The organism is Streptomyces hokutonensis, from assembly GCF_042751305.1.
Lineage (GTDB): Bacteria > Actinomycetota > Actinomycetes > Streptomycetales > Streptomycetaceae > Streptomyces > Streptomyces hokutonensis_A.
The window spans coordinates 466,916-480,907 of the sequence record NZ_JBHYWD010000002.1 but is presented as its reverse complement, the minus strand read 5'-3'; the positions used below and the strand labels follow the sequence as shown (position 1 = coordinate 480,907).

Annotated in this window: 10 protein-coding genes and 1 riboswitch; of the genes, 7 read left to right on the top strand and 3 right to left on the bottom strand. The window is 69.8% G+C overall.

Going from position 1 to position 13,992, the window contains the following annotated elements:
- Positions 1–197 precede the first annotated feature (197 nt).
- Positions 198–1,643, top strand: a complete 1,446-nt coding sequence (locus tag ACFXC1_RS08375) for a glyceraldehyde-3-phosphate dehydrogenase (RefSeq protein WP_381240505.1) — start codon at positions 198–200, stop codon at positions 1,641–1,643.
- An 84-nt stretch (positions 1,644–1,727) separates the two neighbouring features.
- Here the strand turns inward: ACFXC1_RS08375 and ACFXC1_RS08370 are convergent, their stop codons facing one another.
- Complete coding sequence (locus ACFXC1_RS08370; protein WP_381240502.1) at positions 1,728–3,779, bottom strand: DUF1996 domain-containing protein; 2,052 nt, start codon at positions 3,777–3,779, stop codon at positions 1,728–1,730.
- A gap of 334 nt (positions 3,780–4,113) precedes the next feature.
- Positions 4,114–4,287, top strand: a riboswitch (cyclic di-AMP (ydaO/yuaA leader).
- Between the two features lie 8 nt (positions 4,288–4,295).
- On the opposite strand from ACFXC1_RS08370, the gene ACFXC1_RS08365 reads away from it, so the two are divergent.
- Positions 4,296–6,041 (top strand): C40 family peptidase, encoded by a 1,746-nt coding sequence (locus ACFXC1_RS08365; RefSeq protein WP_381240499.1) that lies wholly within the window; start codon positions 4,296–4,298, stop codon positions 6,039–6,041.
- 206 nt (positions 6,042–6,247) lie between these two features.
- A complete protein-coding gene (locus ACFXC1_RS08360) occupies positions 6,248–6,712 on the top strand; it encodes a hypothetical protein (protein WP_381240496.1) in 465 nt (154 codons plus the stop codon).
- A 6-nt stretch (positions 6,713–6,718) separates the two neighbouring features.
- Here ACFXC1_RS08360 and ACFXC1_RS08355 read toward each other — a convergent pair whose 3' ends face one another.
- Positions 6,719–7,579, bottom strand: a complete 861-nt coding sequence (locus ACFXC1_RS08355) for an endonuclease/exonuclease/phosphatase family protein (protein ID WP_381240493.1) — start codon at positions 7,577–7,579, stop codon at positions 6,719–6,721.
- Between the two features lie 177 nt (positions 7,580–7,756).
- On the opposite strand from ACFXC1_RS08355, the gene gndA reads away from it, so the two are divergent.
- Positions 7,757–9,226 carry an NADP-dependent phosphogluconate dehydrogenase gene (gene gndA / locus ACFXC1_RS08350; RefSeq protein WP_381240490.1) on the top strand — a complete coding sequence of 490 codons (1,470 nt, stop codon included), beginning with the start codon at positions 7,757–7,759 and terminating at the stop codon, positions 9,224–9,226.
- Between the two features lie 55 nt (positions 9,227–9,281).
- On the opposite strand, the gene ACFXC1_RS08345 is transcribed toward gndA, so the two are convergent.
- Positions 9,282–10,370, bottom strand: coding sequence for a LacI family DNA-binding transcriptional regulator (locus tag ACFXC1_RS08345; protein ID WP_381240486.1), 1,089 nt, complete (start codon positions 10,368–10,370; stop codon positions 9,282–9,284).
- Between the two features lie 204 nt (positions 10,371–10,574).
- Between ACFXC1_RS08345 and ACFXC1_RS08340 the strand changes: the two genes are divergently transcribed.
- The 3 genes from ACFXC1_RS08340 to ACFXC1_RS08330 are packed head-to-tail and all read left to right on the top strand — an operon-like array spanning position 10,575 to position 13,840.
- Positions 10,575–11,501 carry a carbohydrate ABC transporter permease gene (locus tag ACFXC1_RS08340; protein ID WP_381240483.1) on the top strand — a complete coding sequence of 309 codons (927 nt, stop codon included), beginning with the start codon at positions 10,575–10,577 and terminating at the stop codon, positions 11,499–11,501.
- A 2-nt stretch (positions 11,502–11,503) separates the two neighbouring features.
- Positions 11,504–12,454: a carbohydrate ABC transporter permease gene (locus tag ACFXC1_RS08335; protein ID WP_381240480.1), complete on the top strand. Its 951-nt coding sequence runs from the start codon at positions 11,504–11,506 to the stop codon at positions 12,452–12,454.
- Between the two features lie 45 nt (positions 12,455–12,499).
- Positions 12,500–13,840 carry an ABC transporter substrate-binding protein gene (locus ACFXC1_RS08330; RefSeq protein ID WP_381240477.1) on the top strand — a complete coding sequence of 447 codons (1,341 nt, stop codon included), beginning with the start codon at positions 12,500–12,502 and terminating at the stop codon, positions 13,838–13,840.
- The last annotated feature ends 152 nt before the right edge of the window (positions 13,841–13,992 follow it).

Genomic DNA, 13,992 nt, shown 5'->3' with positions numbered 1-13,992 from the left:
GCCCCGGGGGGCGGGCGGGGGGCGCGGCGCCCCCCGCCGCGCCGCGCCCGGCCCCACCCACAAACCCCGCGGGGCCCCCGCCGGCGGCGCGTCGGCAGGGCCCTCACGGCGTTCGGCGGCCCAGGAGGGACCCCTCGGAACGAGCAGATGAACAGCGGGTTAGCATATGAGCGCCGCCTAGCTCGAAAGAGAATCCTGTGCCTGTCAACGAGGACTCGTTCACCAACTGGAAGCACCGCGAGGAAATCGCGGAGTCGATGATCCCGATGATCGGGAAGCTGCACCGCGAGCGGGACGTCACCGTCCTGCTGCACAGCCGCTCCCTGGTCAACAAGTCGGTGGTCAGCATCCTCAAGACCCACCGGTTCGCCCGCCAGATCGACGGCGAGGAACTCTCCGTCACCGAGACCCTGCCGTACCTGCGGGCGCTCACCACGCTCGACCTGGGCCCCTCCCAGATCGACATCGGCATGCTCGCCGCCACCCACCGCACCGACGAACGCGGCCTGACCGCCGAGGAGTTCACCGCCGAGGCCGTCGCCGGTGCCACCGGCGGCAACAAGATCGCGTTCCGCGAGGGCCGCGACGTCGTGCTCTACGGCTTCGGCCGCATCGGCCGCCTGGTCGCCCGCCTGCTCATCGAGAAGGCCGGCTCGGGCAACGGACTGCGGCTGCGCGCCATTGTCGTACGCCAGGGCGGAGACCAGGACATCGTGAAGCGCGCCTCGCTGCTGCGCCGCGACTCGATCCACGGCCAGTTCCAGGGCACGATCACCGTCGACGAGGCGAGCAACACGATCATCGCCAACGGCAACGAGATCAAGGTCATCTACGCGAGCGACCCCTCCGAGGTCGACTACACGGCGTACGGCATCAAGGACGCCATCCTCATCGACAACACGGGCAAGTGGCGTGACCGGGAAGGCCTTTCGCAGCATCTGCGGCCCGGGATCGACAAGGTCGTACTGACCGCGCCCGGCAAGGGCGACGTCCCGAACATCGTGCACGGCGTCAACCACGACACCATCAAGCCGGACGAGCAGATCCTGTCCTGCGCGTCCTGCACCACCAACGCGATCGTGCCGCCGCTGAAGGCGATGGCCGACGAGTACGGTGTGCTGCGCGGTCATGTGGAGACGGTCCACTCGTTCACCAACGACCAGAACCTGCTGGACAATTACCACAAGGCCGACCGCCGCGGCCGTTCCGCGCCGCTCAACATGGTGATCACCGAAACCGGTGCCGCGTCCGCCGTCGCCAAGGCGCTGCCCGACCTCAAGGCGCCGATCACGGGCAGCTCGATCCGCGTCCCGGTGCCGGACGTCTCGATCGCGATCCTCAGCCTGCGGCTCGGCCGCGAGACCACCCGCGCCGAGGTCCTCGACTACCTCCGCGACGTCTCATTGACGTCCCCGCTGAAACGGCAGATCGACTTCACCACCGCCCCCGACGCGGTGTCGAGCGACTTCATGGGCTCCCGCCACGCCTCGATCATCGACGCGGGTGCCACCAAGGTCGACGGCGACAACGCCATTCTCTACCTCTGGTACGATAACGAGTTCGGCTACTCATGCCAGGTCGTCCGGGTCGTCCAGCACGTCTCCGGGGTCGAGTACCCGACGTACCCGGCACCGGCCGTCTGACCAACCGCACACGCTGGACGTACGACGGCCCGGCCGCCCCGGTGAGGGCGGTCGGGCCGTTGTCGGCAGCGGCCGTGCGGGGCGTCAGCGAGTGCTGCGCTTGCCCCGGTACAGCACGACGAATCCGGCGACGAGCAGCAGCGCTCCGGCCACCGCCGGCCACAGGTTCGCCCCGGTCTCCGCCAGACCGCCCTGAGCCTGCGGCTGGTTCGGGCCTACGGCTGCGTAGCTCTCGCCGCCCGAGGACGAGGCGGGCGGTGTCGCCGCGGCGCTGCCGACCTGACCGCCGGCGTTGTCGTCCGAACTCCCCGCCGCGTCCGTCGACTTGGACCCTTCGGTCTTCGTGTCGGCCTTGGGGACCGAGACGGCGGTCGTCAGGTCTCCGGGGTCGGTGGTCTGGGCGTCGGTGGGCTCCGGGGCGCTGGTCTCGGTGTCCGGGGCGCTCGTCGCGGGAGCGGCGGTGGGCTGGTCACCGGAGTTGCCTCCGTTGCCGCCGTTCCCCTCGTCCCCGCCATTGCCGCCGTTCCCGCCGGGCTCTTCGGACGCGGTGTCGGTGGGCGCCGCCGTAGCGGTGTCGGTCGCCGTCGGGGACGCCGACGGCTCACCCGAGCCGCCACCCGCACCCTGACCACCGCCAGAACCATCACCCGAACCCGAACCGCCGCCCGTTCCGGGGTCGTTGCCCGTCCCGGCGCCGCACTTCTCGCCGCTGTTGATGCAGGTGACCATGTCGTTCATCAGGCCCTCGTCGAAGACGTTGATGAAGTCGCCGTGGTCGGTGACGGGCTTGTGCTGCTGCTCGGGGAAGGAGTCCACCGCGAACAGCGGGCTCGTCTTGCCGCCGTCCTGGAGGCTCGGCGCGTTTACGGCGTAGACGATCCGCTGCACCAGCTGCGGGATGGCCTTGAAGCCCGCCGGGCAGGCGCCGTCGGCGGCCTCGAAGGCCACGTGGGTGCGGTGGTTCGCGCTGTCGATGTTGCGGCCGTCCCAGCAGCTCTGGAACTTGAAGGTGCGCACGACATCGCTGCCCGCCGGGCACAGCGGGTACTTGTCCTTGAGCTGCCGGTCCTCGAACCCGGTGCAGCTCCAGGAGGCGTTGGCGTTGGCCGGACCGTTGACGAAGGCCTTGGCGTCGCCCGTGATGATGCGCAGCAGGCGCGGCATCGCGACGACCTTGCTCTGCGGGTTGCCCTCGAAGGTCAGGGTGACCTGCTTGGCCGTGACGATCTCACCGGCGTTGCCCTCGGTGCCGCCGCCGGGCTTGTCGGCGTCCCGCTCCTGCTTGCCGTTCTGCAGCCGCAGCACGGGCCAGTAGTAGGTGGACTTGTCGCCCGGGTTCTCGCAGCTCGTGTCGGCGTTCGCGAGGTCCTGATCGCTGGCGAAGGCGTTGTTGGACTGGTTGCCGATGTAGTCGTGGAAGTGGTGGGCGCCGTTGGTGACTCCGGGCGCGACGATCACGTTGTCGGAGTTGAACAGGCCGTTCTCGTTCACCCCGCAGGCGGTGACGAACGTCCCGCGGGAGGCGTCGGCCTGCTGCTGCGGAGCGTTCACATTCGGCTGTACGGAGGTGATGTCCGCGTAGTCCGAGGCAACGGGCCCGTTGGTGATCTGCTGCTGGCCCTGACCGCCCTGGCCGGAAGCACTGGCACTGGCGCTGGCACTGGCGCTCTGGTCGCCGCCGTTGCCGCCCTGGTCGCCGGTCTCGTTCGTGGGCGCGATCAGGGTGCATCCGGCGAGCGCGTCGAGCCCTTCCGGGCGGTTCCCGACGCGTGCGATGGCGTCGTCGATCCGTCCGATCGTCGCCGCCCGCTTCTCCTTCAGCGGATTCATGATCGCGTTGTCGGCGAAGGAGGCGTCCTGGCGTATGGCCTCCGTCGAGTCCCGGAGTTTCTGGTAGGCCTCGGTTATCTGCTGGTCCAGATTCGCGAGTTCCTTGTCGACGTCGGTCTTCGCCCCGTCGGGCACCGTCGTCAACTGGGTGCCGATGTCCGGGCAGTCGATCGTCGCGCCTCGCGACGCCGCGTCCGGAGACCCCTGTTGGGCGGAGTCGCCGCCCCAACCGCCTTCGGACGCCGACGCGTAGACGTTCGCCGCCATCAGTCCTCCGCCGCCCAGCATCAGGGCGACTGCTGCCATCGTCGCGCGTCGTGCGCCTGTGGGGCGTCTGCGCGTGTTGCGTGCCAAGGAAGTTGCTCCTACGCGTATCGGTCGGCCCGGCTCGTCCCGGCATGGAAATCCCCCGACCCAATACGGAGCGCGGCGCCGGTGTGTTCAACCGTCCCAGAAATTCATAGCGACCTCTTATGGATCACCGGCCCCGGAGGGCTCCAGACCCCTCGACACACCAGGGCGAGGTAAAGGTCACAAATACGTATCGGACATATCGCGCTTCAACCTTCACACGAGGCACACACGTTGGCTAAGTTGGCGCCCAGGCCGTACGACCTACTCCGGCGATCGGCGCCGGGCCGCACGGCTTGCGCCGAGTCCGGCGTGCCGCTCGCGGCAGCCGGAGCCGGGGACCCAACCGAACTTGGGGTGAATCGGTCCAACTGCCCTTCAGGGCAAGGACCGTAGGGCAAACCTTCCGTGATCGACGCCCGAACCCGACAGCTAACCCGGTAGGCGCGAAGCGGAAGGAGCACGTCTGCCATGCCGGCAGAACGACGCACGCGCACCGGAGGCAGTGGCCCCACCGTGGACGACCGACCCAGCCGCGACGAAGTCCAGCGGCGGATCAACTCCCTTTACGACAGGGCCGAGACGGCCACCGGAAACTACAACGCCACACGTGCGATGTCCGGGAAACCGCGCAAGCGCGTCGAGTCCCGCCCCAGCGCGTCACGTCCGTCCGACCCCGCCGTCGAAGCCGTCACCCGGCAGCTGTTCGACCGCGCCCGCACCCAAATGGGCCCGACCGTACCGGCGATCCTGCCGCCCGGCAGGACCCCGGCCGGCCCGGCCGAATCCCGCCCCGAGCGGTCCGAGCGGCGTCCCGAGCCCCAGAGCGCCGGCCTCGCGCTCGAAGCGCAGCCCGGCCGCGCCGTGGCCGAACTGACCGCGGGGACCGCCGCCGCACCGGAGCCCACCGCCCCGCAACTCACGGCCCCCGCAGCGGAGTTGACAGCGATACCCATCACCTCGCTGCCTCCCGCCGCACCGCAGGCACAGCAGACACAGCAGACACAGCAGACACAGCAGTTTCCTGTGATGCCGCAGATGTCGCAGACACAGATACCTCAGGCGCAGGTCTCGCAGTCACCGCAGATGTCTCAGATCGCCCAGATCGCGCAGATGGCTCAGGCCCAGATGTCGCAGACGCCTCCGGCGACCGTCCTCGACCTGCCGCCGGTACCGTCCGCCCCGGCCGTCGAGATGCCGCCCGCGCGCGTCATGGCACCTCAGCAGTTCGCGACCGCCCCGGCACCGGACTTCGACCCGCTCACCGCGAGCCTGGACCTGCTCCCGGCCATCGGCTCACCGCGCACCGAGTCGGCGCCGACGGGCGCCACCTGGCCGCTCCCGGAGACGGCCTGGTCCGCCCCGGAGAGCACTTGGTCCACCGGACAGATGCCCATGGTGACCGAGCAACAAACCTGGTCGACAGGGCAGATGCCCGCTGTGCCCCAGCAGCAGCCGTGGTCCACCGGCCAGTTCCCCGCAGTGACCGAGCAGCAGCCGTGGTCCACAGGGCAGATGCCCGCAGTGACCGAGCAACCGGCTTGGTCCACCGGGCAGATGCCCGCAGTGACCGAGCAACCCGCCTGGTCCACCGGGCAGATACCTCTGATCCCTCAGGAGCCCCCGGCCCAGCCCGCCTGGCAGCCCGCACCGGAACCGTCCTGGCGCCCGCCGCAGCAGGAGTGGCAGCCGACCGCTCCCGCCCCCGAGGTCTCCTTCGCCGCGTCCCCGTCCGTCGCCGCCACGCTCGCACCGCCCGCCGCTCCGGCCATGGCCCCGGAAGTCACACTCCCCCCGGCTCCGGCCATGAGCCCGGCGCCCGCCGCCGTCACCCCCACCGCGCCGGACGCCGGCACCCAGAGCAAAACCGCCACCGCCCTCGCCTTCGCCCGTGCGCAGATCGGCCGACCCTGCCTGTGGGGCGCGGCGGGACCGGACGCGTACGACTGCTCCAGCCTCACCCAGGCCGCCTGGAAGGCGGCGGGCGTCATGCTTCCGCGCACCGCCCAGGAACAGTCGAGCGCGGGTGCCCTCGTCCCCCTCACGGACATCCGCGCCGGCGACCTGATCTTCTTCTACGACAGCATCGACCACGTAGGCCTCTACACCGGCAACGGCCTGATGATCCACGCGCCGAGCCCGGGCACGCCGATACGCGAGGAGTCGATCTTCTACGCCGGTTCGGCCGCCATCCGGGGCGCCGTGCGGCCCGCCTGAGCCGCTCGGGGCCGGGGTTTCCCGGCCCCGTTCGTGTGCGCCCGCTACTCCCGGCGGGCCGCGTCGTTGGTCTGTACGAGTGGTGGAACCCAGGACAGGGTCGTAGCGTCGAACGAGACGAAGGACGACGACCGTGTCTCGCCGGGCGGGCCCACCGCCGGTGCGGGTGCGGAGCGACGGGTACGAACAGGCGGCCGGGAGCGGACATGTACAAACACACCATGGTCGGACTCGTCACGGTCTGTGCCGCCGCCCTGCTTGCGCCCGCTGTGGGCACCTCGTCCGCGGCCCCGGCGACGGTGCGCGCGCAACCGGTCGCGCAGCGGCAGCCCGCGATTCCCGTGCTGGTCGACTGCCTCTGGCATCCCGAGGTGCGCCCCGCCGACTTCATGCTCGCCTGCGGCGACGGCAACAGCCGCCTGGCGTCGCTGCGTTGGACCAACTGGGACGCCAACTCCGCGACGGCGACGGGCGTCAACTGGGTGAACGACTGCAAACCCTATTGCGCGGCGGGCAAGTTCCACTCGTATCCGGTCGTCGTCCGGCTCGACAACGCGCAGACGTGGAAGCGGCATCCGGGGGTACGGCAGTACGGCCGGGTCAGCCTGACGTACACCGCCGGCAGGCCGGACGAGTTCGCGCACGTCGTGACCTACCCCCTGTGGAACTGAACCGGCTCACAGCGACACCTCCACCACCAGCGGCCGGTGGTCCGAGATCGCCGTCCTGGGTGTGTCCGCCATCCCCACGGCGTCCGCGTCGAGCCCCGTGGCCAGGATGTGGTCGAGCTGGACGCGCGGGCGGTGGGAGGGGTACGTCGCGTGCCCTGCCGTACCCTGCCAGCCCTGCCGCGCGGTCGCGTTGAGGGCGACTCGGGGCAGTGCGCCGATCAGATTGAAGTCGCCCAGCAGCAGCTGCGGTTGGGGCAGATCGGCGATCCAGCGGCGGACAGTGAGCAGCTGGCGGATGTTCCAGCCCGGTACGAACGAGAGATGGACGGCCACCGCGGTGAACGGGCCGCGCGGTCCTTCCAGTACGGCGGCCAGGGCGGCCCTGGGCTGATCGCGGGCCAGCACCGGAGCGGTCCGCCCGGCGACCTTCAGCGGGACTACCAGGGGCCCCGGGGAGAGCCGTAGGGCCCGCCACTCGCGGACCGGCAGGCGGGAGAGCAACGCGACGCCCTGTGACGGGACTTCGGGCTCCGGTGCCTCGGTTCCGTGGATGCGCGGCGCGGGTTCGGCCGGGTCGTTGACCCAGCCACGGCCCGGCACGAAACGGCTGTGCAGCGCGGTCGCGTAGCGCCAGTCGAGGGCGCCCACCGCGGCGGCGGCGACCGCCGCCTGGTCGGCGCGGCCGGAACGTTCCTGGAAGCGGTCGACCTCCTGGAGGGCCAGTACGTCGACGTCCAGAGACGCGACGGCTTCGGCAAGGGGTGCCGAGGCATCCTCGGGGCGGGTGGCGGCCGGGCGGCCGTCCGGCCTGATCAGCTGGCCGTGCAGCACGTTGAACGTCGCGCACCGCACCCGTATGTCACCCATGGCCGCTCCCTCCCAGGGGAGCGATCTTCGCATCCGGCGGGACACGCCGTGCGGCGGTCGACAAGATCGCTCCCAATCACGCGGAATTTCGAGTCAATCCGCGATCGCGCACGTACCAGCGGTCATGGGCGCCCAGCGCCGACCCGCCACGTCACCGACTCGGAGAACAGGCACCCCATGAACGCATCCGCACCGAACAGCCCAGCCGCCGACGCCACCGCGCAGATCGGCGTCACCGGCCTGGGTGTGATGGGCCGCAATCTGGCCCGCAACTTCGCCCGCAACGGCTACACGGTCGCCGTCCACAACCGGTCACCGCACCGGACCCATGAGTTGATGAAGGAGTACGGCGACGAGGGTGCCTTCGTCCCGGCCGAGACGGCACAGGAGTTCGTGGCCGCCCTCGAACGCCCCCGCCGCCTGATGATCATGGTCCAGGCCGGACCGGCCACCGACGCCGTGATCGACGAGTTCGCCGCGCTCATGGAGCCCGGTGACATGATCATTGACGGCGGCAACGCGCACTTCGCCGACACCCGCCGGCGTGAGGCCGCCCTGCGCGAACAGGGCCTCCACTTCGTCGGCGCCGGGGTCTCCGGCGGCGAGGAGGGCGCGCTGAACGGGCCGTCGATCATGCCCGGCGGCTCGGCGGAGTCGTACGCCGTGCTGGGCCCGATGTTCGAGTCCGTGAGCGCGAAGGTCGACGGGGAGCCCTGCTCCACGCACATCGGCACCGACGGCGCCGGGCACTTCGTGAAGATGGTGCACAACGGCATCGAGTACGCCGACATGCAGCTCATCGCCGAGGCCTACGACCTGCTGCGCCAGGTCGGCGGCTACACCCCCGCCGAGATCGCGGACGTCTTCCGCCGCTGGAACGAGGGACGGCTCGGGTCCTATCTGATCGAGATCACCGCCGAGGTCCTCGCGCACACCGACGCGGAGACCGGCGGCCCGTTCGTCGACATCGTCAAGGACGCGGCGGGCCAGAAGGGCACCGGACGCTGGACCGTGCAGACCGCGCTGGAGCTGGGTTCGCCGGTCACCGCGATCGCCCAGGCCACCTTCGCCCGCGCCTCCTCCAGCCAGGCGGACCTGCGCGCGGCCTACCGCGGGCTGCCCGGCGGCACCACTCCCCCGCTGAGCCGCACCGAGGCCGACCGGTTCACCGCCCAGGTGGAACAGGCGCTGTACGCCTCGAAGGTCATCGCGTACGACCAGGGCTGGAAAATGATCCAGGACGCGGCCGCCGAGTACGACTGGTCGATCGACCTCGCCGCGGTCGCCGGGATCTGGCGCGGCGGCTGCATCATCCGCGCCTCCTTCCTCGACCGGATCCGCGCCGCCTACACGGCCGACCCGGGTCTGGTCAGTCTGCTGGGCGAGGAGACCTTCGCGCGGGAGATCGGCGACGCGCAGGTGCCGTGGCGCGAGGTGGTCGCCTCCGCGGCCCGCCGGGGTATCCCCGTGCCGGCGTTCTCCGCCGCGCTGTCGCACTACGACACGCTGCGCGCCGAGCGGCTGCCGGCGGCCCTGCTCCAGGGCCAGCGCGACTTCTTCGGCGCCCACACCTACGGGCGCACCGACCGCTCCGGCACCTTCCACACCCACTGGTCCCGGCCCGGCCGCCCGGAGACGACAGCCTGAGCAACTCCCGTACCCGGCCCGCCCGTCGAGGCGGGCCGGAAGGACCATGCGCCCGCTACTCGTCCACGGCGAGGGCGGGCGCCGCCGTACTCGCGCGCACCACGAGTTCGGTCGGCACCAGGGTGGTGCCGTGCTCGTCGCCCCGGTCCCGCATCCGCCGTAGGACACCCTGTACACACAGGCGGCCGACCTCGGCGAAGTCCTGGTGGACGGTGGTCAGGGGCGGCAGGAAGGAACCGGCCTCGGGGATGTCGTCGAAGCCGATGACGCTGACGTCCTCGGGGATGCGCCGGCCGCGCTCGTGCAGGGCCCGCAGCAGACCGAGTGCCATCTGGTCGTTGGCCGCGAACACGGCCGTACAGTCGGCCTGTTGGGCGAGTTCCAGTCCCACGCGGTAGCCGGACTCCGCCGACCAGTCGCCGCGCACCACGGGGGGCACGGACCGTCCCGCGTCGGTGAGTTCGGCGCGCCAGGCGTCGGCGCGGCGCTGGGCGGCGAAGGACTCCTCGGGTCCCGCGAGGTGCCAGACGGTGCGATGGCCGAGGTCGAGGAGATGTCGTACGGCCGCGCGCGCCCCGCCGTTCTGGTCGGTGTCGACGACGCTGTAGCGGTCGCCCGCGTCGGAGTCGGCGACGACGACCTGGACGTGGGGCGGCAGCGAGATGGTCGCCGCGTCGAGGAGGTGGACCTCCATGATCGCGATGACGGCGTCGACGGCGAGTTCGCCGAGGCGGGAGAAGGCGCCGCGCACCTCGTCCTGGGTGGGGACGGCGACCGGCAGCAGTGTGACGGCGTAGCCCTCGTGCGCGGCGGAGGTGGCGATCGCCTCCAGGGTGCGCATGTTGCCCGTGGTGGAGAGGTTGAAGGTGATCACGCCGATGGTGCGGAACTCACCCCGCTTGAGTGCGCGGGCCGCGCTGTTGGGCCGGTAGCCCAGTTCCTTCATGGCGGCGAGGACCTGTTGCCGGGTCTCCTCGTTCACACCCGCGTAACCGTTGGACACCCGGGAAACGGTCTGCGAGGAGACGCCGGCCAGGCGTGCCACATCTGCCATCGACGCGCTCGGGGCGCGCCGCAGCACCCGTTTCCCGCCGCGTCTACGGGGCTCCTCGGTGCCGGCCGAGGCACTGTGCGCTGTGTCCACCCGTCTCCTTCCCCTATCGATCCGATTGCCTGGGACACGTTTCAACAAACGGCCCTTGACCACCGACATTGGGGCAGTGTAGACATGCCGCCATCAGATGTTTACGTAAACATAACAGGCCGGGACCCTCTCGGACCTGGGTGTTTACGCAACCATCGCGACGGCGTGTGACGCCGGTTCCGAGATGGACGAGCGAGGAACTACATGACGACGCTTCAGCCCCCTGCGGCCGCGACCCGGCCCCCGGTCCGGCCATCGGCCAAACGGGACCGCCGTTCCTGGACAGGGTGGGGTTTCATCGGCCCCTTCGCGGTGGTCTTCGCCTTCGTCTTCCTGGCTCCGATCGTGTACTCGGTCTATCTCAGCCTGTACCGCAACCAGCTCATCGGCGGAAACCACTTCGTCGGCCTGGACAACTACACGCAGGCCTTCCAGGACGACCAGTTCTGGTCCTCCCTGGAGCGGGTCTCGCTGTTCCTGGTGATCCAGGTGCCGATCATGCTCGGCATCGCCCTGTTCGTGGCCCTCGCCCTGGACAGCGGCCGGCTCTACGGCCGGGACTTCTTCCGGATCACGATCTTCCTGCCGTACGCCGTGCCCGCGGTGGTCGCCACCCTGATGTGGGGCTTCATGTACGGCACCCAGTTCGGTCTGGTGGGCGACGTCAACAGCGCCTTCGGCATCACGCTGCCCGACCCGCTCTCGCCGCACCTGGTGCTGGCGTCGATCGGCAACATCGTGACCTGGGAGTTCGTCGGCTACAACATGCTGATCTTCTACTCCGCGCTGCGGGTCATCCCGACCTCGCTGTACGAGGCCGCGGAGATCGACGGTGCCGGGCAGTTCCGCGTCATCACCGCCATCAAGCTCCCCGCGATCCGCGGCGCGCTGGTCATCGCGACGATCTTCTCGATCATCGGCAGCTTCCAGCTCTTCAACGAGCCGAGCATCCTGCGACCGCTGGCACGCAACGCGATCACGACGGACTACACCCCGAACTTCTACACGTACTCGCTGTCCTTCAACGGCCAGCAGCACAACTACTCCGCGGCGGTCGCGATCATCATGGGCCTGATCACCATGGTCATCGCCTATGTCGTGCAGCTTCGCGGCATGCGCAAGGGAGCCTGACCATGAGCACCCCCGTCACCACCGCCTCGGCGTCGGCGCCCGCACCGTCCGGCGGCGGCTCCCGGAGCGCGCCCCGGCTGCGCACCCCCCGCAAGAAGCACATGCCCGGGCGCCCCAAGCGCAGTGTGCTGCTGACCGTGCTCACCGGCCTGATCCTGGTCTACACCGTGGTGCCGCTGATCTGGCTGGTCATCAGCGCCACCAAGACCCAGTCGGGGCTCGCCGACTCCAACGGCCTGTGGTTCGCGCACCACTTCGCCCTCTGGTCGAACATCCATGACACGTTCACGTACCACGACGGCATCTTCGGCCGGTGGCTGCTGAACACCCTGCTCTACGTCGTGCTCGGCGCCGGCGGCGCCACCTTCCTGGCGATCCTCGGCGGCTACGCGCTGGCGAAGTTCAACTTCCCCGGGAAGCGCGCGATCTTCGCCGTCGTCATCGGCGCCGTCGCCGTCCCCGGCACGGCCCTCGCGGTCCCGACCTTCCTGATGTTCAGCAAGATCGGGCTGACGGACACCCCGTGGGCCGTGATCATCCCCTCGCTGATCTCGCCGTTCGGCCTCTATCTGATGTGGGTCTTCGCGACCGAGGCCATCCCCGTCGAGCTCCTCGAAGCGGCCCGCATGGACGGAGCGGGCGAGATCCGCACCTTCTTCCAGGTCTCGCTGCCGCTGCTCGCCCCCGGTGTCGTCACCGTGCTGCTGTTCACCACGGTCGCGACCTGGAACAACTACTTCCTCCCGCTGATCATGCTCAGGGATCCCAACTGGTACCCCCTGACCCTCGGTCTGAGCGCCTGGAGCTCCCAGGCCCAGACGATCGGCGGCGACGTCATCTTCAACCTGGTGATCACCGGTTCGCTGCTCACCATCGTGCCGCTGATCGCGGCGTTCCTGCTGCTGCAGAAGTACTGGCAGTCCGGGCTCGCCGCCGGAAGCGTCAAGGAATAACCCACCCTCAAGTAGTCCCACCCACGAAGAAGTGGAAGCACCTCCATGCGCAGAACCACCGGCCGCCTGCTGCGCGGCCTCGCCCTCCTCTCCGTCCTCTCCCTGGGGGCGACGGCGTGCGGCAGCTCGGACGACAACAGCTCCAGCTCCAAGGCTGTCTCGGCCTCGGACATCCAGGCGGCCCTGAAGAAGGGCGGCTCGGTCACGGTCTGGGCCTGGGAGCCCACCCTGAAGAAGGTCGCGGCCGACTTCGAGAAGAAGTACCCCAAGGTCAAGATCAACCTGGTCAGCGACAAGTCCGGTGACAAGTACTACACCGCGCTGTCGAACGCGATCGCGGCCGGCAAGGGCGTCCCGGACGTCTCCCAGGTCGAGTACTTCGCGCTCAGCCAGTACTCCCTGACCAAGGGTCTCAGCGACCTGGCCCCCTACGGCGCCGACAAGCTGGCGTCCAAGTACACGGCCGGTCCGTGGAACGCGGTGAGCGACGGCTCCAAGGTCTACGGCCTGCCGATGGACTCGGGCCCGATGGCGATGTTCTACAACAAGAAGGTCTTCGACAAGTACAAGATCGCCGTCCCGACCACCTGGGACGAGTACGTCGTCGCGGCCCGCAAGCTGCACAAGGCCGACCCGAAGGCGTACATCGCCAACGACGCCGGTGACGCCGGCTTCACCACCAGCATGCTGTGGCAGGCCGGTTCGCGTCCCTACAAGGTCGACGGCACCAAGGTGACGGTCAACTTCGAGGACGCGGGCGCCAAGAAGTACACGGACACCTGGCAGAAGCTCCTCGACGAGAAGCTCGTCTCGCCCATCAACGGCTGGACCGACGACTGGTACAAGGGCCTCGGTGACGGCACCATCGCCACCCTGACCACCGGCGCCTGGATGCCCGCCAACTTCGTCAGCGGTGTGGCCGGTGCCTCCGGCGACTGGCGCGCGGCCCCGATGCCGCAGTGGACGGCGGGCGCCAAGGCCAGCGCGGAGAACGGCGGTTCGTCCCTCGCCCTGCCGACGCTGGGCAAGAACAAGGAACTCGCCTACGCGTTCGTCGAGTACGCCAACGCCGGCGCCGGTGTCCAGACCCGTGTCGACCAGGGCGCCTTCCCGGCGACCAAGGCGGAACTCCAGTCCTCCGCGTTCCTGAACAAGGAGTTCCCGTACTTCGGCGGCCAGAAGGCCAACCAGATCTTCGCGCAGTCGGCGTCCGAGGTCGCTTCCGACTGGTCGTACCTGCCCTTCCAGCAGTACGCCAACTCGATCTTCAACGACACCGTCGGCAAGGCCTACATCTCGGGCACCACGCTGGCCCAGGGTCTGAAGAGCTGGCAGGACGCCTCCGTCAAGTACGGCAACGAGCAGGGCTTCACGGTCTCGAAGTGACCCGCTCGGAGTGACCGGCTCCCAGTGACCGGCACCTCCTCGGGAGCCGCCGCCCCGGCGCGCCCGGCCCGGGGGGGGCCCCCCCCGCGACCCCCCCCCACGCGGTGCCCCCCGGGGGGACGCGGGGGGGCCCCCCCAGTATACCCCCCCCC